Here is a 23,718-nt window from a genome sequence, read left to right as displayed (position 1 = left end):
TTGTTACTGTTCCGGAGGTGCATGTGAATTCTCTCGCTGATGTCGCCGGCCTCGACCCCCTCCGGCTGCGCACGCCGTCGCGCGTGCGGACCGCCGTGCTGGGGGGCGTCAGGCTCAGCTACGTCGCCGACGGGTGGATCCAGCTCAACCCGCGGGTGTGGTTTGCCGACAGCGGCCCGGATTTCTGGGACCGCCACCGGGAATACCTCGACGACGAGGGCTTCCTGCGGGTGGGCGCGGGCGGTCTGCTCGTCGAACGCGACGGCCGCGCCCTGCTGATCGACACCGGTTTCGGGCCGCGTGAGGTGGCCGCCGACCCCGCGCAGCCGCGAACGGGGGCGGCCTGCGGTGGCCGGCTGCTCGACAGCCTCGCCGCGCTCGGCCGGGCCCCGGCCGACGTCGACACCGTGGCGATCACGCACATGCACCGCGACCACATCGGCTGGGTCGCCGCGCCGGCACCGGACACCGGGGTGCCGCCGTTCGCGCACGCCCGAGCGGTGCTGACGAAGGCCGAATGGGACCACGGCTGTTCGCGGCGGGAGGCGCCGTTCCCGGAGACGGTGGTGGCGCTGGAACCGCGGCTGGACCTGGCCGACGACGGTGACGAGGTGTTCCCCGGCGTCCGGCTCCTCGCCACGCCCGGCCACACACCCGGTCACGCCGCCTACGAGATCACGGCCGGCGAGGAGACGGTGATCGCGTTCGGGGATCTGTTCCACTCGCCGCTGCAAATCGGGCACCCGGAGTGGTCGCCGCCGGTCGACGTGGATCCCGAGACGACCGCCCGCCACCGGCGCGCCCTCGTCGACCGCCTGGCGACGCCTGGAACGTACGGTTTCGGAATCCACTTCGCCGATGTCGCGTTCGGGCGGGTGCGCCAGGACGAGGGCGGCCGGCGCGCCTGGCAACCGGTGGTCACGGAAGCGCGCTGACCTGGTCCTGGCACCCGCGGGCTCGGACGCCCGGATCCCGAGCCGGGTGCGCTCGCTCTGGGCGGGCGCCGGTGGGTTCACCTCTGATGGCCCCACCGGCCACCGGATCGGGTGGAGCTGGTCCTGGCGCCTGCGGGCTTGGAGGCCGGAGCGGCTTGGGCACTCTCGAACAGAGTCGGCTGCCTCGATCTGGAGCGGGCGCCGGTGGGAGTCACCCCTGATGGCCACCGCCCGCCGAGTCCCGCTGAACTGGTCCGAGCGCACGCGGCCTTGAATGCCCGGAGCGGCTTGGGCTCGATCCGGGGCAGGCACGCCGCCGTCCAGCAGGCACCGGTGGGGTCACCCCTCGTGGCCCTCGCCCCCCACGGGCGCCGCGGTGCCGGCGAGCAGTGCGCGGAGCCGGGCAGAAAGATCAGCCGCCGGCTCGGCCAGGGCCGTGAGCACCCCCTCCCGCAGCGCGCCGAGCCGCGCCGCGGCGGCCTCCGAGGTCCGGGCGGCCGTCCGCGCCTCGGTGGCGGCGGCCTCGGCCCGCGCGGCGGTGGTGACCAGCTCGGTGATCCGGTCGCGGGCGGCGGCCAACGCCGTCTCGTGCTGCTCGCGCAGTGCGGTGATCCGCTGGTCGTGCTCGTCGCGGGCCTGACGGTGCTTCTCGCGTTCCTCGGCCAGGGCCTGGTCGTGCCGGGCGCGCAACTGCTCGAGGTCCTCGTGGTGCTGAGTCGCCAGGTCGCGCAGGTCGGTTTCCAGCTGCCGGGCGCGGGTGTGTGCGGCCTCGGCCTCGGTGGCGCGGGCGGCGGCCGCGGCGGCGAGTTCCTCGATGCGGGCGGCGGCGGTCTCGGCGGCCTGCCGCTGCTCGGTCTCGACCTGGTCCAGGCGTTCGCGCAGCTGGCGGATCTCGCCCTCGGCGGTGAGCCGGTCGGCGATCGCGCGCTGGGCCTGGGTTCGCTCGCTCGCGGCGCGCTCCTCCGCCTCCCGCGCCCGCGCCTCGGCGGCTTCGGCCCGCTCGGCGGCCTCCGCGGCGACCACCTCCGCGGCCGCCGCGGAGGTCTCGGCCGCTGAAGCGCGCGCCTCCGCATCCGCGGCGGCGGCCTCGGCTTCCGCGACCCGGGCGCGGGCCTCCGCCACCTCCGCGCCGAGCCGCTCGTCCAACGCGGTCAGGGTTCGCTGCAGCGGCGTGATCTCCGCCAGCGCCCGGCTCACGTCCCGGCCCACCGCCGCCACGTCCAGCCCCGGCATCGCCGGTCCGTAGGCGGCGAACGAGATCTGGTCGGCCTCGTCCAGCCGCGCGCACGTCACCTCGCGGCCGCGCTCGTCGACCGCCCACACCGTCGTGCAGTACTCCCCCGGGCGCCCGCCCCGCGGGCCCGGCTGTTTGCGGGGGTGCCGCCGGCAGTACCGGCACAGCCCCGGATCGGACACGGGCTCACGACTCCCCGACGCATCCCTGCGCGGCGGTGGTGGGGGTGCTTCCTCCATAACCGCAGCGTATCAGTTCGAGTTGAAGAACCTAAACAGGCAGTTAGATTTAATAAAGTCGAACAAACAAGAGTCCACGATAATCACGGTTATCGCGGATGAGAGATCCGGCTGTCCTGGAGGGCGAAAACTGGGAGGTCGTCACCGTGACGAAACGACCCGGTAGCCCGGGGACCCCGCGACTGCACGTCCGGAAGGCCTACCGAGCTCACCCGGCCGGTGTAACCCCCCGCAGATCGAGTGCGACTTCACGGAAAGCATTCCGGACGAAGGTGATGACCATGACCCAGACGGTCGGCGGCGGAGTGGCGGACCTGCGGGCACTGCTCAACGGCCCGGTGTTCGGCCCGGAGGACTCCGGGTACGACGAAGCCCGGAAGGTGTGGAACGCCGCCAACGACCGGAGACCGGCGATGATCGCCCGCTGCGCCTCCGCCGCCGACGTCGCCGCGGCGATCCGGTTCGCCGGTGACCACGACCTGGAGATCGCCGTCCGCGGCGGCGCGCACAGCCCCTCGGGCAACTCCACAGTCGACGGCGGCGTGGTCATCGACCTCAGCGCCCTCAACCACGTCACCGTCGACCCGGACGCGAAGCTCGCCCGCGCGGGCGGCGGCGCCCTGCTGGGCGACCTGGACGCCGCCACCCAGGCACACGGCCTCGCGGTGCCCGCCGGCATGGTCAGCCACACCGGCATCGGCGGGCTGGTCCTCGGCGGCGGGATGGGCTGGTTCACCCGCAAGGCCGGGCTCAGCATCGACAACCTGGTCTCCGCCGAGGTCGTCACGGCGGACGGCCGGATCCTGCGCGCCTCGGCGACCGACCACCCGGACCTGTTCTGGGCCCTCCGCGGCGGCGGCGGGAACTTCGGCGTGGTCACCGAGTTCGAGTTCCGGCTGCACGAGGCCGGCCCCCTGGTGCAGTACGCGCTCGTGTTCTGGGAACTCGACCAGGGACCAGAAGTGCTGCGGCTGGCGCGCGAGCTGGTGCCCACGCTGCCGCTCGACCTCAGCGTGGTGATCGGCGCCCTCAACGCGCCGCCCGCTCCGTTCGTCCCCGAGCAGTACCACTTCACACCCGGCTACGCGCTTCTCGTGACGGGGTTCGGCGACCCGGGCACCCACGCCGACGTGCTCGCCAGGATCCGGCAGGCGCTGCCGCCCGCGTTCGAGTTCGTGACCCCGATGCCCTACGTGGAACTGCAGCAGCTCATCGACGAGGCCAACGCCTGGGGCCTGTACTACTACGACAAGAGCCTGTACCTGGAGGAACTGTCCGACGAGGTGATCCAGGCGGTCGTCGAGCAGGTGCCGCGGCGCACCTCGCCGATGTCGATCGTGCTGTTCTACCGGCTCGACGGCGCCTACTCGGCGGTGCCCGACGACGCCACGGCCTTCAGCGGCGGCCGCTCACCCCGGTACTGCGCCTTCATGATCGCGGCGACGCAGACCCTGGAGACGTTGCCGGCCGAGACGGCCTGGGTGCGCTCGTGCGCGGAGGCGCTGCGCCCGTACGCCCCGCACGTCGGCACCTACGTCAACGCGATGGACGACACCGGGCAGGACCGGGTCCAGGCAGCCTACGGGCCCGCGAAGTACCAGCGGCTCCGCGACATCAAGCTGCGGTACGACCCGCGCAACGTCTTCCACCGCAACGTCAACATCCCACCGGCCGACAGCGCGCCGTCGTGACATGATCGGCGGTGATGACCGTCGACCTCGCCCCGTACGAGCCCCGGCCGATGCCCGCTCGCGCCCCCGACAAGCCCGCCCTGCGGCGCCTGGTCGAGGACGCGGTGGCCGGGCTCCCGGCCTTGCCGGACGACCCCGCCGGCGCCCGGGGCCCGCGCGGGGTCACCCGCTCGTGGCTGCTGGAGATGAAGAGCCACCAGACCCGCCGCTCCTACTGGCGCGGTCTGGGCCTGTGGCTGTCCTATTGCGACTGGCACCGCGTCGACCCGCTGGCCGCGCGCCTGGCCGACGTCAAGGACTGGATCGCCCTGCTCGACCCCGGCAGCCCGGTCACCCACAACGCCCGCCTGGCCGCCGTCAGCTCCTGGTACACCGAGCTGATCAACAACCGCGTCCACGACGACAACCCGGCGCGCCTGGTCCCTCGCCACAAGCGCGACCAGGAATCCCAGACCCGCGCCCTCACCCACGGCGAACTCCTGGCCCTGCTCGGCCACGCCCGCGGCCGCGCCGAGACCGCCGGCACCGAGGCCGCGCTGCGCAACCTCGCCATCCTGGAGATCATGGCCACCACCGCCGTGCGGTCCGGCGCGATCCTGCACGCCCGCTGCGGCCCGGACGGTGACCTCGGCGTCGACCGCGGCCACCGGATCCTGCGTTACGTCAACAAGGGCGGCCACCGCAAGACCGCCGACATCCTCGGCCTGGCCGACGTCGCCCTGGGCAACTACCTCGCCGCCCGCGCCGCCCGCAAAGGCAAGCCCGTCGCCGAGCTGTCCGGCTGGTTGTTCGCCACCCGCACCGGCACGCCCCTGACCTCCCGCGACCTCGGCAACCTCCTGCGCGACGCGGCCCGCGGCGCCGGCCTGGACCAGCCCGACGACGTCGTCCCGCATTCCCTGCGGCACACCGTCCTGACCCTCGGCTACGAACAGGGCGTCTCCGTGGAGGACCTGGCCGACCTCGCCGGCCACGAAAGCGTCGCCACCACCCTGATCTACGTCCGCCGCAGCCGCCGCCGCCAGACCACCCAGATGCTGGCCGACCTCACCAGCGGCACCACCCCGGAAACCCGGGACGAGCCGCGCCACCTGCGGCTGGTCCGCGACGCCTGACACCCCTGGGTGGCCCTCGCAGGGCCACCTATCCCGTTGGCGGGCGACCACGGCGAGGTCAGACTGGAGGCATGGTCAACAAGGAACTCGGCGACTTCCTCCGCGCCCGCCGCGCCGGGCTCACCCCGGAGGAGATCGGGCTCCCGGTCGAGCCCGGCCGCCGGGTCACCGGCCTGCGGCGCGGCGAGGTCGCCCGGTTGGCCGGGGTGAGCGCCGAGTACTACACCCGGCTCGAACAGGGCCGCGCCGGACAGCCCTCCGAGCAGGTGCTGCACGCCCTGTCCGACGCCCTGCGGCTGGACGACGTCGAGCGGCGGCACCTGTTCACCCTCGCCGGCACCGCGGCCCGGAAGCCGGACCGCGGCGAGCGCTCGACGCGAGTGCGGCCGGCGATGCGCCAGGTGCTGGAGTCGATGCACCTGTGCCCGGCCTACGTCCGCGACGACAACCTCGAGATCGTCGCCGGGAACGCGCTGTGGGCACTGGTTTTCCCCGACATCGCCGCACTGCCGCGCCGGGAACGCAACATGGTCCGCTGGACGCTGCTGGACCCGCGGGCGCGCGCGGTGTGGCGCGACTGGGAGCAGGTGGCCCGCGACTACGTCCACGTGCTGCGGCTGGCCGCCGCGGCCCAGCCCCGCAACCAGCGGATCACCAACCTGATCGGCGAGCTGATGGTGCGGTCACCGGAGTTCCCGGGCTGGTGGTCCGAGCACCGCGTCCACGAACGCAGCGCCGGCCGGAAACGGATCCACCACCACCTGGTCGGTGACCTCGAACTGCACTTCGAGATCTTCACCCCGGTGGCCGACCCGGCCCTGTCGATGCTGGTCTACTCCGCCCCGCCCGGCTCCCCCAGTGAGGAGCGCCTGCGGCTGCTCGCCAGCTGGGGAAGCGAGCCTGCGGCCGCGGCACCCCACAGCGCCGACGCCGGCTCCTGACCGGCGCGGAGCCGACATCGCCCGCGCGCGGCGCTCGATCACGGCCTCGACGGCCGTCACGGAAAGGAAAACCCCTGATGAGCAAGACGTTCCTGGTCACCGGTGTCAGCACCGGGCTCGGACTGGCGATCGCCCGGCGGGCGCTGGCGGCCGGGCACCGGGTGGCCGGCACGGTGCGCACCGAGCAGGACGCGGCGGCCTTCCAAGCCCTGGACGCCGACCGCGCCCGCGCCTTCATCCTCGACCTGACCGACGCGGACCGGATCGAACCGACCGTGCGTGCCGCCGAGGACGCGCTGGGGCCGATCGAGGTGCTCGTGGCCAACGCCGGCTACGGCGTCGAGGGCACCTTCGAGGAGTCCTCGATGGCCGATCTGCGCCGCCAGTTCGAGGTCAACGTGTTCGGCACGGTGGCGACCATGAAGGCCGTGCTGCCCGGGATGCGCCAGCGGCGGGGCGGTCACATCTTCGTGATCACCTCGATGGGCGGGATGACCACGTTCCCCGGCCTGTCGTTCTACGAGGGCAGCAAGCACGCGATGGAAGGCATCACCGAGGGACTCGCGCAAGAGGTCGCGCAGTTCGGGGTGCGGGTGACCGCGGTGGCCCCCGGCGCGTTCGCGACCGACTGGGCGGGCCGGTCACTGGTCCGCGCGCCCCGCAGCATCCCCGACTACGACGAGCTGTTCGATCCGATCCGCGCCCGCCGGCAGACGCTGGCCGGCCAGGGGATCGGCGATCCCGACCGCGCCGGGCAGGCCATCCTCACCGTGCTCGACTCCGACACGCCACCCGTGCACCTGCTGCTCGGCTCGGACGCGCTGCGCCTGGTCACGGCCGGGCGCAAGCGGGTCCAGGAGGACATCGACACCTGGCAGGAGCTCACCCTGTCCACCGATCGCCCCGATGGCGGAGCCACCGTCTCCTCCTGACGGACCCGCCTTGACACCGCCGGGCGCGGCGTGCCTGACTGTCCACTGTGACCAATGAAGTTCTGGACGGCTTCTCCTACCTCGAATGCCCGCGCTGGCACGAGGGACGCATCTGGTTCGCCGATTTCTACACCCACCGCGTGTACTCCAGCCTGGAGGACGGCGGTGACCTGCGGGTCGAGGCCGAGGTTCCGCAGCAGCCCTCCGGCTTGGGCTGGCTGCCCGACGGCCGCCTGCTCGTGGTGTCGATGCGCGACGCGCGGCTGCTGCGCCGGGAACCCGACGGCAGTCTCGTCACCCACGCCGACCTGTCCGCGTACGTCACGGGGCATCCCAACGACATGGTCGTCGACGCCCAGGGCCGCGCCTACGTCGGCAACTTCGGGTTCGACCTGATGAACGGCGCCGCGGTGGCTCCGGCGAACCTGCTGCGCGTCGACCCGGACGGCACCGTGACGGTCGTGGCGGAGGACCTGTGGTTCCCCAACGGCAGCGTCATCACCGACGACGGCGTGCTGCTGGTCGACGAGACCTTCGGCAACCGGGTCACCGCGTTCGACATCGCCGCCGACGGGTCGCTCACCAACCGGCGCGTGTGGGCGCAGTTCGGGGAGCCGCTCACCGAGCGGGAGCTGGAGAAAGCGCTTCCCGAGATCGCCGTCGCGCCGGACGGGTGCTGCCTGGACGCCGAAGGCGCCCTGTGGGTGGCCGACGGCATCGGCGGCCGGTTGCTGCGGGTCCGCGAGGGCGGGGAGATCACCGACGAGATCCAGCCGGGAACCGGGGTGTTCGCCTGCATGCTCGGCGGCGCCGATGGCCGGACGCTGTTCGCGTGCGCGGCGCCGGACTTCAACGAGCACGCCCGCAAGGACGCCCGCGAGGCGAGCCTGCTCGCCTTCCGGGTCGGCGTGCCGCGCGCCGGCCGCCCCTGAGCGCTGCCGCCGGGGCCGCGGAACTCCGCTACTCCCAGAGAGCCGCGACCTCGGCGGCCGCGCGCACGGCCTGGTCGTACCCGGCGCGTGCGGCCGCCTCGCGGACCGACGGGTCCAGCAGGTTGGGGCCGATCGCCTCGATCGCCGTCGCGTCGGGGGCGATGACCAGCACCTCGGCGCCGTCCCGTCGCAGTGCGGCGACCTGGTCGTCGAGGTCGGTGTTGCCCGGCACCTCGGTGACCCGCAGCACCAGCACCCGGTCGCAGCCCGCGGCCAGGTCGGCGTTCTCCATCGAGCGCACCCCGCCGTCGATGTAGCGGCGGCCGCCGATCGTCACCGGCGGCCAGGTGCCCGGCACCGCACAGCTGGCCGCGACCGCGTCCACGAGCGACACCCCGGACTCCACGGTGAACACCCGCTCGTCGCCGGTCGTGGCCTCCACCGCGACGATCCGCAGCGGCACCGCGGGCCACTCGTGCACGGGCAGGCGCGCCTCGATCACCTTCAGCCGCTCGGACTCCGGCACGGTCTGCGTCGCCAGCGCCAGCTCGCCGATCCGCCGCCGCGCGTCCCGGGCGTCGGTCGCCGCGCTCACCGCCGCGCCGAACATCTCCGCGATGGCCTCGGCGTCGACGTTCGCGGCGATCTCCGGCGTCTGCAGCGCCGGATCGACCTGCCGCCGGAACAGCTCCGCCAGTGCGGTGCCGCTCGTGATCTGGGCCGCCACCGTCGAACCGGCGGAGGTGCCGATGAACCGGTCCGCGCCCAGGATGTCCACTCCGGACTCCGACAAACCGTGCAACAGCCCGGTTTCCCAGGCAATTCCGGCCACCCCGCCACCGCCGAGTACGAGCGCACGCGTCATGCCTCGATCCTAGGCCCCCGCGTGGCGCCGGCGAGTGCGCCGTTGACGAGCAGCAGCCAGGTCCCGCACACGCAGCGGCGGTAGTCGAGGCGGCCGTCCGAGACGGGATGGCTCGACCCGCCGCGAAGCAGCTCGGACAGCGGCCACTGGCAGCGGGGACAACGTTCGTCGGTCATGGCCCCAGCGTGCTGTAATGGGTCAGTGCACTTCAACCCTTACGGCGGCCCGGCCGCGCAGGTCGCCGCCGGCCTGGTGAACATGCCCGGCGCCACGGCCGCCGAGCTGCTGCGGATGATGCGCGCCGCGGGCATGTCGCTGACCCGGCTCACCGCCGCCGAAGCCGCCGCGGCGCAGGCGTGGGGCCGGCGGCTGCGGGCGGTGTTCGCCGAACCGGACCCGGACCGGCGGATCGACCTGGTCAACGAGCTGCTCGCGGAGACCGCGTGCCGCCCGTTCATCTCCCGCCACGACGGCCTGCCCGCCCACTTGCACTACGCCGCCGAGGACGACACCCTGACCCGCCGGATCCGGGCCTTCACCGCGGGCGGGCTGGCCCACCTGCTGGTCGAGGACGCCGGGCGGATCGGCGCCTGCGCGCGCGACGGCTGCGAGATCGTCTTCGTGGACACCTCGCGCAACGGCCGCCGCCGGTTCTGCTCCACCCGCTGCGCGACCCGCGTCCACGTCGCCGAACACCGGGCTCGCGCCACGTAGGTGCCGCGCGTCACACCGCGCCATGTCACGAACGGGCCGGCTCCTCCCATCTCGTGGTCGTCAACAGCCGATGAGGAGGCGACAACGATGACCACCCACAAGGTTCTGGTGCTGGGCGCGGGGTACGCGGGCACGGCCGCGGCGATCCAGCTCGCGGCACGCACGAAGGGCCGCGACGACGTCGGGGTGACGCTGGTGAACGCGCACGAGATGTTCACCGAGCGGCTGCGGCTGCACCTGACCGCGACCGGGCAGCCGGTCGCCGAGCTGAGCATCCCCCGGCTCCTGGACGGCACGGGCGCGCGGTTCGTGCGGGGCTGGGTCACCGCGCTCGACCCGGACACCAGGACCGTGCGCGTCGACGACGACCGGGTGCTGCATTACGACACGCTGGTGTACGCCCTCGGCGGCGTGGCCGACACCGTCACCGTGCCGGGCGTCGAGGAGCACGCGCACACCCTGAACAGCCCGGAGGACGCCGAGGTGCTGGCCGGCCGGCTGGCGCGCCTGGAACAGGGCACGGTCGTAGTGGCGGGCAACGGGCTCACCGGCGTCGAGTCGGCCGCGGAGATCGCCGAGCAGTACCCCGCGCTGCGGGTCGTGCTGCTGGGCCGGGGCGAGCCGGGCGCGGCACTGAACACCCGGGCCAGGGCACACCTCCGGGCCGCGCTCGAGCGGCTGGGCGTCGAGGCGCGCAGCGGCACCGAGGTGGCCAAGGTGCTCCCGGACGCGGTCGAACTGGCCGGCGGCGAGCCCGTCCCCGCGGACGTGGTCCTGTGGACCAGCGGCACCCGCGCCGCACCACTCGTGGCCGCCGCCGGCCTGACCGTCGACGACCGCGGCCGCGTCGTCACGGACCCCATGCTGCGCTCGGTCTCGCACCCCGATGTCTACGCGGTGGGCGACGCGGCCGCGATCCGGCAAGGCCACGGCGTCCTGCACGGCACCTGCCAGAGCGGCATGCCGACCGGCGTGCACGCCGCGGTGTTGATCGTCCGCGCGCGCAACGGCAAGGAGCCCAAGCCGTTCCGCTTCGGCTACTACCACACGCCGGTCAGCCTGGGCCGCCACGACGCGGTCGTGCAGTTCACCCACCCCGACGACAGCCCGCGGCGGATCTGCCTGACCGGCCGCCTGGCCACCCGGTACAAAGAGACGGTGACCGCCTCGCCCTGGCCGACCTACCTGCGCATGAAGAAGATGCCCGCCTCGGGCGCGTTCTGGCCGCGCGGCGGCCGCTTCACCCGGATCGCCCGGTGACCGGGCCCGAGGCGTTCCAGCAGCACCGCAAGCTGCTGTTCGCGGTGGCCTACCGGATCCTCGGCAGCGCCGCCGACGCCGAGGACGCGGTGCAGGACGCGTGGCTGAAGTGGTCCGCCGCCGACCGTTCCCAGGTGGCCGACCCGAAGGCCTACCTGGCGCGGATCGTGTCCAACCTGGCGCTGGAACGGCTGCGGTCGGCCCAGCACCAGCGGGAGACCTACGTGGGTCCGTGGCTGCCGGAACCGATTCTCACCACCGGCGACGGCGCGGATGCCGTCACGGGCGCGGAATCGGTGTCCATGGCGATGCTGGTGGTGCTGGAGACGCTGAGTCCGCTGGAGCGCGCGGTGTTCGTGCTCAAGGACGTCTTCGGGTTCAGCCACGCCGAGATCGCCGAAGCCGTGGACCGCACGGAAGCGGCGGTGCGGCAGGCCGCGCACCGGGCCCGCGAGCACGTGCGGGCCCGCAGGCCGAGGTTCCCGGCCGATCGCGGGAAGCAGCGGGAGGTCACCGAGCGGTTCCTCGCCGCCGCGACCGGGGGTGACGTCAACACCCTGATGGACCTGCTGTCCCCGGACGTCACGCTGTGGACGGACGGCGGCGGCAAGGTCCGCCAGGCCCTGCGCCCGGTGGCCGGCGCCGAGACGGTGGCTGCCTGGTTCGCCGCCATCGGGACCGTCACCTACCAGGGCGTCGCGCCCGCGGACATGGTCGCGGAGCTGACCGGGATCAACGGCGGCCCGGGACTGGTCTTCCGCGGCCCGGACCGGGTGATCGCCACCGTCACCTTCGACTTCGACGCCGACGGCCGCATCACCAGCCTGCACAACGTGGCCAACCCGGACAAACTCGGCGCCGTCGCGCGTGCTCTCGGGGTGCCCGGACCGGTCGCCTAAAGTGCTGAGCATGTACAAGCGTTTCGTGGCCCTCGGCGACTCCTTCACCGAGGGCGTCGGCGACGAAGACCCCGCCCGCCCGAACGGCGTGCGGGGCTGGGCCGACCGGGTGGCCGAGCAGATGGCGGCCGCCGACCCCGAGTTCCGCTACGCCAACCTCGCGATCCGGGGGCGGCTGCTCGACCAGGTCCTCGCCGAGCAGCTCGAACCGGCCCTCGCGCTACGGCCCGACCTGGTCTCGATCTACGCCGGCGGCAACGACCTGCTGCGTCCCAAGGCCGGCATCGACGCGCTGGCCGCGCGGTTCGAGAACGCCGTCGAGCAGCTCGCCAAGACCGGCGCGACCGTGCTGCTGTTCACCGGGGTCGACGGCGCCGAGGACCCGGTGTTCCGCAAGCTGCGCGGCCGCACCGCGATCTACAACGAGCACACCCGCGTGATCGCCGCCCGGCACGGCGCGCTCGTGGTGGACATGTGGGGCATGCGGCAGCTGCGGGACCGGCGCCTGTGGTCGGCCGACCGGCTGCACCTCAACGCGCTCGGCCACGCCGAGGTCGCGATCGCCGTGCTGGACGTGCTCGGCCGCCCGCACGGGCTCTCCCCCGCCGCGCTCGGGCCGCGCGAGCTGGTCGACCGGCGGCGGCAGCGCGCGGAGAACCTGCGCTGGGGCCGCGAGCACGTGCTGCCGTGGATCGGGCGCCGCCTGCGGGGCGAGTCCTCCGGCGACACCCTCTCCGCGAAACGGCCGGTGCTGCTGCCCGTGGAGTGAGCCGCGGGGAACCCTGCCGGAACCGGACAACGGGTGGTGATTCGCCCTCCGGATCTGGACATCGTCACTCCTGTGAGGGATCGTTCACCGGGAAGTGAAGCCGATCACAGGAGGCTCGGCGGCATGGTTCTCGGACGCGACGAAGCGGACACCGTTCTCCAGGCGCAGACCAGCCAGAAGTCCACCCAGGTGCGGCGCGCGGCCTTCGCCAGCGCGATCGGCACCACCATCGAGTGGTACGACTTCTTCCTCTACAACACGGCCGCGGCGCTGATCTTCCCGCAGCTGTTCTTCCCCGCTTCGTCGAGCTACGCCGGGGCGATGCAGTCCTTCGCCACCTACGCGGTCGGCTTCGCGGCACGGCCGATCGGCGCGGCGATCTTCGGGTACTGGGGCGACCGGATCGGCCGCAAGACCACGCTCGTGGTCACGCTGCTGATGATGGGCATCGCCTCCGGGGTGGTCGGCGTGCTGCCCGGCGCGGCGACCATCGGGGTCGCGGCGCCGCTGATCCTGGTGACGCTGCGGCTGATCCAGGGCATCGCGATCGGCGGCGAGTGGAGCGGCTCGGTGCTGCTCGCCATGGAATGGGGCGACCAGCGCAAACGCGGGCTGCTGGGCAGTTTCGCGCAGATCGGGGTGCCGGTCGGGCTCGTGCTCGGCACCGGCGGCATGACCCTGCTGTCCGCGGTGCTGTCGGAGGAGGCGTTCGACTCGTGGGGCTGGCGGCTGCCGTTCCTGGCCAGCCTGCTGCTCGTCGCCGTCGGGCTGCTGATCCGGCTGCGCATCCTGGAGACCCCGATGTTCGCCCAGGTCGTGGCGCAGCGGCGGACCTCCCGCAGCCCGGTGGCCGACGCGGTGAAACACCACTGGCGGGAGATCCTGCTCTCGGCCGGGCTGCGGTTCTCCGAGCAGATGCCGTTCTACCTCTACACCAGCTACGTCCTGGTGTACGTGGTCGCCGAGCACGGCTACTCGAAGACGTTCGTGCTCAACGCCGTCCTGCTCGGCGCGGCGATGGAGCTGGCGCTGATCCTGTGGTTCTCCCAGCTGTCGGACCGGTTCGGCCGCAAACGGGTGTACCTGACCGGGGCGGTGCTGACCGGGGTGCTGGCGTTCCCGTACTTCGCGGTGCTGAAGAACGGCGGCGAGGTACTGATCTTCGTCGCGATCGTGGTGTCGATGATCCCGCACGCCATGCAGTACGGTCCGCAGGCCGCGCTGATCGGCGAGAGCTTCCCGACGCACCTGCGCTACGGCGGGGCCGGGCTGGGCTACCAGCTGGCGTCGGTGTTCGCGGGCGGCCCGGCGCCGCTGCTGGCGACCTGGCTGCTGCACGCCACCGGCACGCCGTACTCGATCGCGGCCTACGTCGTGCTCTCGGCGGTGGTCACGATCGTCTGCGTGGCGCTGCTGAAGGACCGCTCCCGGGCCGACATCACCGACGACGCGGTCTACCGCCGCTGAGCCACTGGTACCAGCCGATCGCGGCCAGCACCGCGAGGGCGATCCCGTAGGGCAGCCAGTTCGACCGCGCCCCCAGCGCGCCGATCAGACCGGGCACGAGGATCGCCAGTGCCACGACGGTCGCCAGCACGGAACCCCACAAGAGGCGGCGCCGCTGCGTGGCGGGCCCGGGCTCTTCGTTCATGGGTCCAGGGTCGCATCCGCCCGCCGCGCCGTCGTCATCAGCAGCTGGGTGCAGCGGAAATGGGCGACCGGGCGCCGGCGCCGCCGGCCGTGACGGTCGCGTCCCACACCTGGGTGGTGCGGCCGGCGGAGGCGCCGACGAGTTCGATCCCCAGGTGCGTGGGCAGCCCCTCGGCGGGTGGCGGCGGGGTCATCGGGGCTCCGTGCGGGTGATCGCCCCGGTCCAGAGCGCCGTCAACGCCGCGAGCACGGCCAGGGCGATCAGGATGTGCGGCAGCGCGACGACCCGGGCCAGCAGCGCGATGAAGAACGGGCTGAGGTACCCCACGTAGGTCGCCGCCTGGTAGATCGCGACCGTGCGGCCGAGGTGCTCGGGCTCGGCGAGCCGCTGGATCTCGGTCAGGCCGCTGACCATCAGCGCGCCGTAGGCGGCGCCGAGCACCAGCGCGCCGGCCACGACGAGCGCGATCGACGACGTGCCCACGGCGGCCGCGCCGATCAGCAGACCGGCCACCACCACGGCGAGCGAGGAGAGGGTCAGCAGGCGCGACCGGTCGTGCAGACGGCGGGCGAGCGGCTGGACCAGCACACCGGCCAGCGCGGGCAACGGCGTGACCAGCCCGCTGAAGAGCATGACGTGATCGCCCAGCAGGTCGCCGACGCTGCCGGGCAGCGTGGCCAGCGCGACCGCGGCCGTGAGGAACACCCACGGCGCCACCGGCAGGACGACCAGCAGGAACCGGCGGTGCCGCCACGCGGGCGTGCCGCGCCGCGCGCCCGCCGCGCCGGCAGCCGCGGGGACGCCCGGCGGAGTCCGCCAGGCCAGGACCAGCGCGGCCACCGCGAGCAGGATGTGCGGCACGTACACCGCCACCAGCGGCGCCGGCGCGTACTGGGCGAGCAGCCCGGCGGCCAGCGGCCCGAGACCGAACCCCGAGGTCATCGCGACCGCGGCGCGGCGGGGAACCCGCCCGGCGGCGCCCGCGCTGAGCTCACCGAGCCAGGCGGTGCCGCAGCTGAACGCCGCGCCACTGGCCACCCCGGCGATCAGCCGGCCCGGGTACAGCACCGCGGTGGACCAGGCGCCGGCCGCGAGCACGACGCTGGCGGCCGCCGACAGCGCCAGTGCCCAGAGCATCATGTGCCGCCGCCCGCGCCGGTCCGACAGCGGCCCGCCGAACAGCAGGCCCGGCACCAGCCCGACCGCGTAGAGCACGAACATGCCCTGCGCCTGGGCGGTGCTGACCCCGCCGCGGGGTCTCGTAGAGCGACAGCAGCGGCGCGAACTGGTTGGCGCCCCAGCCGACGGCCGTCATCGCGAAGGCGGCCACCAGCCAGGCCCGGCCGCCCGCGCCGGGAGCGGCGGTGGAACGCGGGGTCGCCGCGGTGGTGGATTTCGTCATGCCGGTGATCGTTTCCGAGCCGCCGTCCGCGCACGAGCGTCCCGAACGACACGTGCCGTACAGTTTGGGACATGACCAGGGTGGGCGTCGTGGTCGTCGAGGGCACCTCGCTGTTCGAGCTGGGGGCGCCGTGTTCGGTCTTCGGCACGCCGCGACCGGAGGTGCACGATCCGTGGTACGAGTTCGTGGTGTGCGCCGAGTCCGGGGCGCACGTCGGTGACGGCTGGCTCCAGGTCAGCGGGTCCGGCACCGCCCCGCTGGAGGGCCTGGTGGATCTCGACACCGTGATCGTGCCGCCGCTGCAGGACTCCTCCGCCCCGTCGTCGCCCGCGCTGGCGTCGCTGCTGCGGGAGGCGCACCGCAACGGCGCGCGGATCGCGTCGATCTGCACGGGGGCGTTCACGCTCGCCGAGGCCGGCCTGCTCGACGGGCTGCGGGCCACCACGCACTGGTTGCACGCCGGGCGCCTGGCGCGCGAGTTTCCCGCGGTCGAGGTCGTGGCCGACGTGCTCTACGTCGACAACGGGCAGATCCTGACGTCGGCGGGCAAGGCCGCCGGGCTCGACCTGTGCCTGCACATGCTGCGCTGCGACCTCGGGTCCGAGGTGGCCAACGCGGTCGCGCGGCGGCTGGTCGCTCCCCCGCACCGGCAGGGCGGCCAGGCCCAGTACATCGAGACGCCGGTGCCCGCCGCGGACGGGCACGGCCTGGGCACGCTGCTGGACTGGGCGCGCGCGAACCTCCACCAGCCGATCACGGTGGCGACCCTCGCCGCGCGGTTCCACGTCAGCCCCCGCCACCTGACGCGGCTGTTCCGCGCGACGACCGGCCTGACGCCGCTGCACTGGCTGCACCTGGAACGGATCCGGCAGGCGCAACGCCTCCTGGAGGACACCGACGCGCCGCTGGAGCACATCGCCGCGCGGGTCGGCACGGGCACCGCGGCCACCCTGCGACGCCACTTCACGCGCACGATCGGCACGACGCCCAGCGCCTACCGGGAGGCGTTCCGCACGCCGTCGGCCGCAGCCGGGTAGGCGGATCAGGCGGTGCGGACCTCGACCTCGCCGAAGGCGCCGCGGTCGAGGTGGGCGAGCGCGGACGGGAGATCGGACAGGGCGTACTCGGCCGCGATCACGGGGCGGAGCGCGAGGTGATCGGCCGCGCGGACGAGGCCCTCCAGCGCCCGCCGATACCCGGCCTGCAGGCCGTCGATGCGCAGCTTCTTGCGCCCCAGGTGGGCGACGGGCCGGAGATCTCGTAGCCGTCCAGGATGGCGATCAGGGAAATGTGCCCGCCGACCGCGGCTGCCTCGATCGAGCGGGCGAGGTGGTGGCAGCCGACGGTCTCCAGGATGTGGTCGGCTCCGCGATCCCGGGTGAGTTCGTACACGGCCTCCACCCAGTCCCCGGATGAGCCGGTTGACCCCGTGGGTGGCGCCCAGGTCCTCGGCGCGGGCGAGCTTGGCGTCGTCGCCGGAGACGACGATGACCTCGGCACCGTGCGCCGCGGCGATCTGCAGGCCGAAGAGCGCGACCCCGCCGGTCCCACAGACGTCGGGATCGCCTCGTACGGGGCGCGGCGCGTTCCCGGGCTCCGCCGGGAGGAACTGGCCCAGCTCGCGGGCGTGAGCGTCACCTGCTACACGCGACTGGAACAAGGGCAGAGCCACCAGGCGTCGGAGGCGGTCCTCGAGCCGCTGGCCAGGGCGCTGGAACTGACCGACGACCAGCGGGACTACCTGCACAACCTCGCCCGGCCCGCCCCGGCTCGCCCGCGCACGGCGGCACCCGCGCGGGCCTGCCACAGCACCCGCCAGCTCATCGGTTCCCTGTCCGTGCCCGCCGTCCTGGTGGGGATGCGCACCCCGGCCGCGACCGAGAAGCGAAAGGGGCCGCACCGGATCCGGTGCGGCCCCTCGGAAAGCGCCTACTGCTGCGGCGCCGCGGGTGGCGGCTGCTGCGGCGGGTACGGGGGCCGTGGCGGGGTGCCGTAGTGCTGGCCCGGGCTGCGGGTCGGCAGCTGGCCCTGCTGTCCGCCGGCCGCGGGGAACTGCGGCGTCGTCGGCGGGGACAGCGCGGGCGGTTCCGGCTGGACGGGCGGTTCGGCCGCCGGGGCCTCCTGCGCCTCCTCGGTCACCGGGGTGCCGCGCAGCGCGCTGGTCGCCTGCGGAGCCGGCGGCTGCGGCTGGTGCGACAGCGGCCCGGGCACCTCCTGGCGCGCCACCGCCTCAGCCTCGCGCACCGCCTCGGCGATCCGCGGGTCCGTGGAGGTGTCGAACCAGCTGGCGACCTCCTCGTCGTCCAGGGTGGGCGGCTCGGCGCCGTCGTTCTCGGCCGGCTCGTACCGGAACACGCCGTCGGCGTCCTGCTTGGCGAACGCGCGGGCGAACTGCTGCAGCGCGTTGCCGTAGTCGCTGGGCACCAGCCACACCTTGTTCGCGTCGCCCTGCGCCATCTGCGGCAGCGTCTGCAGGTACTGGTAAGCCAGCACCTCCGGCGTCGGCTTGCCCGCCTTCACCGCCGCGAACACCTTCTCGATCGCCTTGGCCTGGCCCTGCGCCTGCAGGTACCGGGCCGCGCGTTCACCCTGCGCCCGCAGGATCCGCGACTGCCGCTCCGCCTCGGCCGCCATGATCGTGGCCTGCTTGGCGCCCTCCGCCGCGAGGATCTGCGACTGCTTCTGCCCCTCCGCGGTCTTGATCTGCGCTTCCCGCTGACCTTCGGCGTTGAGGATCATCGCGCGCTTCTCCCGGTCGGCGCGCATCTGCTTCTCCATCGAGTCCTGGATGGACGGCGGCGGGTCGATCGCCTTCAGCTCGACCCGCGCCACCCGGATGCCCCACCGGCCGGTGGCGTCGTCGAGCACGCCACGCAGCTGGTTGTTGATCTGGTCGCGGGAGGTCAGCGCCTGCTCCAGCGTCATGCCGCCGACCACGTTGCGCAGCGTCGTGGTGGTCAGCTGCTCGACACCGACGATGTAGTTGGAGATCTCGTACACCGCGGCGCGCGCGTCGGTCACCTGGAAGTAGACGACCGTGTCGATCGACACCGTCAGGTTGTCCTCGGTGATCACCGGCTGCGGCGGGAACGACACGACCTGCTCGCGCAGGTCGATGCGGGCCCGCACCTTGTCCAGGAACGGCACCAGGAAGTTCAGGCCGGGCGAGGCGACCGACTTGAATCTGCCCAGCCGCTCGATCACCGCGGCCTGGGCCTGCGGGACCACCATGATCGCCTTCGCGATCGTCACGATCACGAACAGGGCGATGACCGCGACAACAATGATCGCTGCGGTTCCCAAGATCGCTCTCCCGGTATGTGGGTTGTGGTTACGGCTCGGGCGCCACCACGGCCGTGGCGCCCGCTATCTCTACCACGGTCACGGTCGTGCCGGGTTCGATTCGCTGACCGTCGGCGACGGACCGTGCGGACCACACGTCGCCGGCCAGCTTGACACGCCCGGAGTCGCCGTCCACAACGGACACGACCACGGCCCTGGCGCCGATCAGGGCCTCGGTGTTGGTGCGGTGACCCGTCCCGGTCAGGAACCGGCGCTTGAGCGCGGGCCGGGCCAGGAGGATCAGCGCCCCGGACGCGACCGCGAACACGACCGCGTCGATGACGATGTTGCCGGTGATCAGGGCCGCGCCGGCCCCGAACAACGCGCCGAGGCCGAGCATCAGCAGGAAGAAGTCGCCGGACAGCACTTCGGCGGCCATCAGGACGATGGCGACGATCAGCCAGACGAGCGCCGGTGTCATGCGCCCATCGTGGCAGAAAGTGACCGCTCGCGACCAGCGGACGACCCGAAGTGATCTCGGTGTGACCTGCCGGATTCAGCCTTCCGGGTCGGTCACGAAGTCGATCAGCCGCTCGACGGCGCCGATCAGCGGCGTCTCCAGGTCGCGGTAGCTGCTCACCGCGGCCAGCACGCGCTGCCAGCCCTCGTAGGTCTCGCCCCAGCCCAGCGCCGCGCACACGCCCTCCTTCCACGGCGTGCCGCGCGGCACCGAGGGCCACTGGCGGATGCCGACCGCGGACGGCTTCACCGCCTGCCACACGTCGACGTAGGGGTGGCCGGTGACCAGCACGTGCTGGTCGCGGATCGCGTTCACCAGGCGGGATTCCTTGCTGCCCGGCACCAGGTGGTCGACCAGGACACCCAGCCGCCGCCCGGGACCGGTGCCGAACTCCTCGATCGCTTCGGCCAGCACGTCCACGCCGTCCAGCGGCTCCACGACGACGCCCTCGACGCGCAGGTCGTGCCCCCACACGCGTTCCACGAGTTCGGCGTCGTGCTTGCCCTCGACCCAGATGCGCGAGTCGCGCGCGGTGCGGGCCCGCAGCCCCCGCACCTTCACCGACCCCGACGCCGAACGCGCCGAAGCCGGTGACGGCGGCGCGGCCTTCGGCCGTACCAGCGTCACCGGCTTGCCTTCGAGCAGGAACCCGGCGGGTGCCAGGGGGAACACGCGGTGGCGGCCGTGGCGGTCCTCCAGCACCACGTTCCCGTGCTCGAACCGGACCACCGCGCCGCAGAAACCGCTTCCCGGTTCCTCGACCACCAGCCCGCGCTCCGCCACGACCTCGGGGATCTTGCGTCTGCGCGGGCCGGCGAGGATGTCGTCATAGCTGTGGGAGCGCACGATCCGCGACGGTAGCGCCGGATTCACCGGTTCGTCGCGCCGCCACGCCGGGGCGCAGCATCAGCGCGGCCGCGGCGAAGGCGGCCGCCACGAGACCGGTGCCCACCCAGAAGGCGAGGTGGTAGCCGGAGGTGAGCGCCTCCTCCGGGCGCACCCCGGTCAGCGACTCGGTGCGGGTCGCGGCGAGCACCGCCAGCACCGACAGCCCCAGCGCGCCCGCCACCTGCTGTGTGGTGTTGAACAGGCCGGAGGCCAGGCCGGTGTCCTCGGCGGCGGCGTCGCGCATGCCCAGTCCCATCAGCGCGGGCATGGCCAGGCCGAACCCGACGCCCATCGCCACGGTCGGCCCGAGCACGTCGGTGGCGTAGCCGCCGTCGGCGGGCACCCGGGCCAGCCAGGCGAGCCCGGCGCCGATCAGCGCCAGCCCGGCCAGCAGCACCTTGTAGTCGCCGAAGCGGGTGGACAGCCGCGGCGAGACCACCAGCGACACCACCGCGATCGATCCCGCGATCGGGACCATCGCCAGCCCGGTCGCCTGCGCGCTCAGGCCCAGCACCTGCCGCATGTAGAGCACGACCAGGAACTGGAACCCGAACATCGCCGACACCAGCAGCGCCATCGTCAGGTTCGCGCCGGACAGGCCACGCGAGGCGAAGATCCGCAGCGGCAGCAGCGGGTCCCGGGTGCGGGCCTGGCGGACGCCGAACGCGGCCAGCAGCACCAGCGACAGGGCGCCGAAGCCGAGCGTGTGCGCCGAGGCCCAGCCGTGGGACTCCACCTCGACGATGGTGTAGACGCCGAGCATCAGCGCGGCGGTCACCAGCGCGGCGCCCAGCCAGTCGGCGCCGGCGCGCAGCCCGAGGCCGCGGTCGTTCTCCAGTACCCGCACCGCGACCGCACCGGCGACCAGGCCGATCGGCAGGTTGATCAGGAAGATCCAGTGCCAGCTCAGCGCCTGGGTGAGCACACCGCCGGCGATGCTGCCGATCGAGCCGCCCGCGGCCTGCACGAAGCTGAACGTGCCCAGCGCCTTCGCGCGTTCCGCCGGTTCCGGGAACAGCCGGACGACCATGCCCAGCGCGACCGCGGTCGAGGCGGCGCCGCCGGCGCCCTGCAGGAACCGCGCGGCCATCAGGGTTTCCGGGTTCCAGGCGAGCCCGGCCAGCAGCGAGGCCAGCGTGAACACGACCATCCCGGCGAGGAAGACGCGGCGGCGGCCGGCCAGGTCACCGAGGCGCCCGGCGAGCAGCAGCAGCCCGCCGAAGGGGATCAGGTAGGCGTTGATGACCCAGGACAGGTTCGACGGCGTGAAGCCGAGGTCGTCGCGGATGGCGGGCAGGGCGACGTTCACGATCGTCTGGTCGAGCACGATCATCAGCGTCTGCGCGGACAGCACGGCGAGCGCGAGCCACCGCGACCGTCCTGCGGGCTGATCGAGGGACATGGCCTTGACCTCCAAAGGGGCACGATTTGTTACTGGGGCCATCATGTGAGCCCGTAACCGTGGCCGGAAGAAGGCAGTTCCCTGTGCCAGAGGAACACCGATGTACCACTCCTGGTCCCGCCGGTGGTGCTGTGATGCGGGTCACGATCCCCATGGAGAACGGGTGGTAACCGAGGGGCGGACGTGGAACCATCGGGGTATGGCTGCTGACACCGCTTCCCCGGTCACCGAGGCGTGCCCGATCGTCGAGGTCCTCGATCACGTCGCCGGCAAGTGGGCGATCGGCATCCTGGTCACCGCCGCGCACGGCCCGGTCCGCTTCACCGAGCTGGAGCGCGAGGTGGAGGGCATCAGCCGCCGCATGCTGACGCTGACGCTGCGCAAGCTGGAGCGCGACGGGCTGCTGGTGCGCACCGTGTACCCCACGGTGCCGCCGCGCGTGGAGTACACGCTCACCGACATGGCGCGCGAGCTGCATCAGACGCTGCTCAGCCTGACGTCGTGGGCGGAGAAGTACCGGGTCGAGATCGCCGCGGCCCGCCACGCCTACGACGCCCAGCAACCCGCGGCGATCGCCTAGATCACCCGCGCGGCCGCCTCGGCGGCGATGCGGAACTCGATCACCGTCGGCAGCTCCGTCAGGTCCAGCGCCTGCCGCAACCGCGCCACGCCGTCGGTGACGATGTGCTCCCGCAGTGCCGTCAGGTCCGTGCCCGGCTCGGCGGTCACCGTCACCAGCAGCGTGGGCCGGTCCGGCGTGCCGGACAGCGTCGCGTCCGCCGAGCGCACCTGCGGGTACGCCGCGATCTCCGACTCGAACGGCGCGACCGCCGCGTCCGCCGCCAGCTTCGTGACGCCACGGGCCGGATCGTCCTCCAGCCGCCAGGTCTGCGTCTTCGGGCGGCGCATCACCTGCGCGGCCAGCCACCGCAGGAACAGCAGCCCCAGCACCACCGCGACGACCACGGTCACGTACAGCACCCACGTCGCGGGCCGGTCGTCGCCCGGCACCAGCGGCTGGTCGCGGCCGAGCAGCCGCAGCCAGCCGAGCGAGGTGGCCAGGGCGAACCCGCCCGCGGCGAGCAGGACGAGCCCGGTCAGCGCGAGCAGGGCCCGGTTGAGCCGGGCGGGACGGTTCAGGCTGGTCATGCCGTGCTCCTCACGCGCACCTTCACCCGCGGCCGCCGGGCCGGGGCGATGCGGTCCAGCTGGTCCTCCATCGCCCGCCGCACCTGGGTGGCCACGTCGTCCGCGGCCAGCCGGCTGCCACGCACCTTCGCGGTGACGCTGCGCCACCTCAGCCGCACCTTCGCCGCCTCCACCCCGTCGGCCGACTCGGCCGCCGAGCGCAGGCTGCCGGTGATGCTGCGGCGGCTCGCGCCGGCCTTGACGGGCGCGCTGCCTCCCCCCGACAGGGGCAGCACGAGCGCGCGGCCGGGCAGCACCGCCGCCAGCAGCACCACCAGTCCCACCGCGGCCAGCACGCCCCCGCCGATCGCCACGGGAAGCGCTTCCCAGCGGGTGGCGTGCAGCCGGGCGGCGACGGCGTCGTAGTCCAGCACCGGCCGCTCACCCAGCAGGAGCTGCACCGCGCTGGTCGCCACCAGCGCACACGCGATCAGCCCGGCCAGTGCCACCAGCGTGGCCGCGAGGCTGCGCCGGGACCGGCGGATCATGCCACGCTCCTCTCCCGCGACCGGTCGCTGTGCAGGGCGGTCACCGTGATGTCCACCCGCTCCACGACCAGCCCGGTCAGCTCGCCGACCTTCCGGACCAGCCGTTCCCGCGCCGCCCGCGTGGTGCGGGCGATCGGGGCCGGGTAGCCGACCGAGAGTTCCACGGCCAGGCTGACCCGGCCGTCCCGCACCCGCGCGGTGACGTTGGCCGGCTGCTCCGGATCGCCGGTGCCCAGGGCGACCCCGAGCACCCGGCGGGCGGACCCGCCCACGCCCTCCATCCCGCTGATCACCTGCTCGGCGATGCGCTGCACCGCCCGGTCGGCCACGACCGTGGTGCCGCGCCGCTCCGGCGCTTCGACGGTCACCGG

At 73.4% G+C, this 23,718-nt stretch carries 28 protein-coding genes; 14 read left to right on the top strand and 14 right to left on the bottom strand.

Annotated features, from left to right (window positions below):
- The first annotated feature begins 17 nt into the window (after nucleotides 1–17).
- Complete coding sequence (locus L1857_RS20130; protein WP_249465875.1) at nucleotides 18–935, top strand: MBL fold metallo-hydrolase; 918 nt, start codon at nucleotides 18–20, stop codon at nucleotides 933–935.
- A gap of 339 nt (nucleotides 936–1,274) precedes the next feature.
- Here the strand turns inward: L1857_RS20130 and L1857_RS20125 are convergent, their stop codons facing one another.
- Complete coding sequence (locus L1857_RS20125; RefSeq protein ID WP_116109192.1) at nucleotides 1,275–2,351, bottom strand: coiled-coil domain-containing protein; 1,077 nt, start codon at nucleotides 2,349–2,351, stop codon at nucleotides 1,275–1,277.
- A gap of 338 nt (nucleotides 2,352–2,689) precedes the next feature.
- On the opposite strand from L1857_RS20125, the gene L1857_RS20120 reads away from it, so the two are divergent.
- The 5 genes from L1857_RS20120 to L1857_RS20100 all read left to right on the top strand — a co-directional run bounded on the left by L1857_RS20120 (nucleotide 2,690) and on the right by L1857_RS20100 (nucleotide 8,019).
- The gene (locus L1857_RS20120; protein WP_116109347.1) at nucleotides 2,690–4,099 is read left to right on the top strand and encodes an FAD-binding oxidoreductase; all 1,410 of its coding nucleotides are present in this window, start codon (nucleotides 2,690–2,692) and stop codon (nucleotides 4,097–4,099) included.
- A gap of 14 nt (nucleotides 4,100–4,113) precedes the next feature.
- The gene (locus L1857_RS20115; RefSeq protein WP_249465872.1) at nucleotides 4,114–5,214 is read left to right on the top strand and encodes a tyrosine-type recombinase/integrase; all 1,101 of its coding nucleotides are present in this window, start codon (nucleotides 4,114–4,116) and stop codon (nucleotides 5,212–5,214) included.
- A 71-nt stretch (nucleotides 5,215–5,285) separates the two neighbouring features.
- On the top strand, nucleotides 5,286–6,155 hold the full coding sequence (locus tag L1857_RS20110; RefSeq protein ID WP_116109197.1) for a helix-turn-helix transcriptional regulator: 870 nt from the start codon (nucleotides 5,286–5,288) through the stop codon (nucleotides 6,153–6,155).
- Nucleotides 6,156–6,232: 77 nt separating this feature from the next.
- Nucleotides 6,233–7,087, top strand: coding sequence for an oxidoreductase (locus tag L1857_RS20105; protein WP_249465869.1), 855 nt, complete (start codon nucleotides 6,233–6,235; stop codon nucleotides 7,085–7,087).
- 47 nt (nucleotides 7,088–7,134) lie between these two features.
- The gene (locus L1857_RS20100) at nucleotides 7,135–8,019 is read left to right on the top strand and encodes an SMP-30/gluconolactonase/LRE family protein (protein WP_116109202.1); all 885 of its coding nucleotides are present in this window, start codon (nucleotides 7,135–7,137) and stop codon (nucleotides 8,017–8,019) included.
- A gap of 28 nt (nucleotides 8,020–8,047) precedes the next feature.
- On the opposite strand, the gene L1857_RS20095 is transcribed toward L1857_RS20100, so the two are convergent.
- Both L1857_RS20095 and L1857_RS20090 read right to left on the bottom strand, forming a co-directional pair.
- Nucleotides 8,048–8,884, bottom strand: coding sequence for a patatin-like phospholipase family protein (locus tag L1857_RS20095; protein WP_116109205.1), 837 nt, complete (start codon nucleotides 8,882–8,884; stop codon nucleotides 8,048–8,050).
- Nucleotides 8,881–9,060, bottom strand: coding sequence for a hypothetical protein (locus tag L1857_RS20090; RefSeq protein WP_094002993.1), 180 nt, complete (start codon nucleotides 9,058–9,060; stop codon nucleotides 8,881–8,883). Before L1857_RS20090 ends, L1857_RS20095 begins: the two co-directional genes overlap by 4 nt.
- A 25-nt stretch (nucleotides 9,061–9,085) precedes the next feature.
- Here L1857_RS20090 and L1857_RS20085 point away from each other — a divergent pair, with 25 nt between their 5' ends.
- From L1857_RS20085 to L1857_RS20065, 5 genes are all read left to right on the top strand, one after another.
- A complete protein-coding gene (locus L1857_RS20085; RefSeq protein WP_249465866.1) occupies nucleotides 9,086–9,598 on the top strand; it encodes a CGNR zinc finger domain-containing protein in 513 nt (170 codons plus the stop codon).
- Between the two features lie 87 nt (nucleotides 9,599–9,685).
- Nucleotides 9,686–10,858, top strand: coding sequence for an NAD(P)/FAD-dependent oxidoreductase (locus tag L1857_RS20080; RefSeq protein ID WP_249465864.1), 1,173 nt, complete (start codon nucleotides 9,686–9,688; stop codon nucleotides 10,856–10,858).
- The gene (locus L1857_RS20075; protein WP_205413151.1) at nucleotides 10,855–11,757 is read left to right on the top strand and encodes an RNA polymerase sigma-70 factor; all 903 of its coding nucleotides are present in this window, start codon (nucleotides 10,855–10,857) and stop codon (nucleotides 11,755–11,757) included. The genes L1857_RS20080 and L1857_RS20075 overlap by 4 nt, the downstream gene beginning before the upstream one ends.
- A 10-nt stretch (nucleotides 11,758–11,767) precedes the next feature.
- The gene (locus tag L1857_RS20070; protein WP_249465861.1) at nucleotides 11,768–12,526 is read left to right on the top strand and encodes an SGNH/GDSL hydrolase family protein; all 759 of its coding nucleotides are present in this window, start codon (nucleotides 11,768–11,770) and stop codon (nucleotides 12,524–12,526) included.
- Nucleotides 12,527–12,649: 123 nt separating this feature from the next.
- Complete coding sequence (locus tag L1857_RS20065; protein ID WP_205413152.1) at nucleotides 12,650–13,993, top strand: MFS transporter; 1,344 nt, start codon at nucleotides 12,650–12,652, stop codon at nucleotides 13,991–13,993.
- On the opposite strand, the gene L1857_RS20060 is transcribed toward L1857_RS20065, so the two are convergent.
- The 3 genes from L1857_RS20060 to L1857_RS20050 are packed head-to-tail and all read right to left on the bottom strand — an operon-like array spanning nucleotide 13,965 to nucleotide 15,398.
- Entirely contained in the window at nucleotides 13,965–14,177 is a 213-nt protein-coding gene (locus L1857_RS20060; RefSeq protein ID WP_094002997.1) for a hypothetical protein, read from the bottom strand. The genes L1857_RS20065 and L1857_RS20060 overlap by 29 nt on opposite strands.
- Before the next feature lie 37 nt (nucleotides 14,178–14,214).
- Nucleotides 14,215–14,370, bottom strand: coding sequence for a hypothetical protein (locus L1857_RS20055; protein WP_158224377.1), 156 nt, complete (start codon nucleotides 14,368–14,370; stop codon nucleotides 14,215–14,217).
- Nucleotides 14,367–15,398 carry an MFS transporter gene (locus tag L1857_RS20050; protein WP_249465859.1) on the bottom strand — a complete coding sequence of 344 codons (1,032 nt, stop codon included), beginning with the start codon at nucleotides 15,396–15,398 and terminating at the stop codon, nucleotides 14,367–14,369. Before L1857_RS20050 ends, L1857_RS20055 begins: the two co-directional genes overlap by 4 nt.
- Nucleotides 15,399–15,650: 252 nt before the next feature.
- Here L1857_RS20050 and L1857_RS20045 point away from each other — a divergent pair, with 252 nt between their 5' ends.
- Complete coding sequence (locus tag L1857_RS20045; RefSeq protein WP_094002999.1) at nucleotides 15,651–16,616, top strand: helix-turn-helix domain-containing protein; 966 nt, start codon at nucleotides 15,651–15,653, stop codon at nucleotides 16,614–16,616.
- Nucleotides 16,617–16,713: 97 nt separating this feature from the next.
- Here L1857_RS20045 and L1857_RS20040 read toward each other — a convergent pair whose 3' ends face one another.
- Nucleotides 16,714–16,971 (bottom strand): hypothetical protein, encoded by a 258-nt coding sequence (locus L1857_RS20040; protein ID WP_158224378.1) that lies wholly within the window; start codon nucleotides 16,969–16,971, stop codon nucleotides 16,714–16,716.
- A gap of 109 nt (nucleotides 16,972–17,080) precedes the next feature.
- Between L1857_RS20040 and L1857_RS20035 the strand changes: the two genes are divergently transcribed.
- Nucleotides 17,081–17,575: a helix-turn-helix domain-containing protein gene (locus tag L1857_RS20035; RefSeq protein ID WP_205413153.1), complete on the top strand. Its 495-nt coding sequence runs from the start codon at nucleotides 17,081–17,083 to the stop codon at nucleotides 17,573–17,575.
- Here L1857_RS20035 and L1857_RS20030 read toward each other — a convergent pair.
- The 4 genes from L1857_RS20030 to L1857_RS20015 all read right to left on the bottom strand — a co-directional run bounded on the left by L1857_RS20030 (nucleotide 17,509) and on the right by L1857_RS20015 (nucleotide 21,671).
- Nucleotides 17,509–18,882, bottom strand: a complete 1,374-nt coding sequence (locus L1857_RS20030) for an SPFH domain-containing protein (protein WP_116109214.1) — start codon at nucleotides 18,880–18,882, stop codon at nucleotides 17,509–17,511. The genes L1857_RS20035 and L1857_RS20030 overlap by 67 nt on opposite strands.
- Before the next feature lie 28 nt (nucleotides 18,883–18,910).
- Complete coding sequence (locus tag L1857_RS20025) at nucleotides 18,911–19,342, bottom strand: NfeD family protein (protein WP_094003002.1); 432 nt, start codon at nucleotides 19,340–19,342, stop codon at nucleotides 18,911–18,913.
- Nucleotides 19,343–19,417: 75 nt separating this feature from the next.
- A complete protein-coding gene (locus L1857_RS20020) occupies nucleotides 19,418–20,227 on the bottom strand; it encodes a DUF3097 domain-containing protein (RefSeq protein ID WP_094003003.1) in 810 nt (269 codons plus the stop codon).
- A complete protein-coding gene (locus L1857_RS20015; protein WP_094003138.1) occupies nucleotides 20,208–21,671 on the bottom strand; it encodes a DHA2 family efflux MFS transporter permease subunit in 1,464 nt (487 codons plus the stop codon). Before L1857_RS20015 ends, L1857_RS20020 begins: the two co-directional genes overlap by 20 nt.
- A gap of 199 nt (nucleotides 21,672–21,870) precedes the next feature.
- On the opposite strand from L1857_RS20015, the gene L1857_RS20010 reads away from it, so the two are divergent.
- Nucleotides 21,871–22,251, top strand: a complete 381-nt coding sequence (locus tag L1857_RS20010) for a winged helix-turn-helix transcriptional regulator (protein WP_116109217.1) — start codon at nucleotides 21,871–21,873, stop codon at nucleotides 22,249–22,251.
- Here the strand turns inward: L1857_RS20010 and L1857_RS20005 are convergent.
- The 3 genes from L1857_RS20005 to L1857_RS19995 are packed head-to-tail and all read right to left on the bottom strand — an operon-like array spanning nucleotide 22,248 to nucleotide 23,715.
- Nucleotides 22,248–22,820: an alkaline shock response membrane anchor protein AmaP gene (locus L1857_RS20005; RefSeq protein ID WP_116109220.1), complete on the bottom strand. Its 573-nt coding sequence runs from the start codon at nucleotides 22,818–22,820 to the stop codon at nucleotides 22,248–22,250. The genes L1857_RS20010 and L1857_RS20005 overlap by 4 nt on opposite strands.
- Nucleotides 22,817–23,347 (bottom strand): DUF6286 domain-containing protein, encoded by a 531-nt coding sequence (locus L1857_RS20000; protein WP_094003006.1) that lies wholly within the window; start codon nucleotides 23,345–23,347, stop codon nucleotides 22,817–22,819. The genes L1857_RS20005 and L1857_RS20000 overlap by 4 nt, the downstream gene beginning before the upstream one ends.
- Nucleotides 23,344–23,715, bottom strand: a complete 372-nt coding sequence (locus L1857_RS19995; RefSeq protein WP_116109225.1) for an Asp23/Gls24 family envelope stress response protein — start codon at nucleotides 23,713–23,715, stop codon at nucleotides 23,344–23,346. The genes L1857_RS20000 and L1857_RS19995 overlap by 4 nt, the downstream gene beginning before the upstream one ends.
- Nucleotides 23,716–23,718: the final 3 nt, after the last annotated feature.

The organism is Amycolatopsis thermalba, assembly GCF_023376025.1.
GTDB lineage: Bacteria > Actinomycetota > Actinomycetes > Mycobacteriales > Pseudonocardiaceae > Amycolatopsis_E > Amycolatopsis_E thermalba.
Note: the sequence above shows the minus strand (reverse complement) of the source record. Positions and strands in the feature narration are given on the sequence as shown.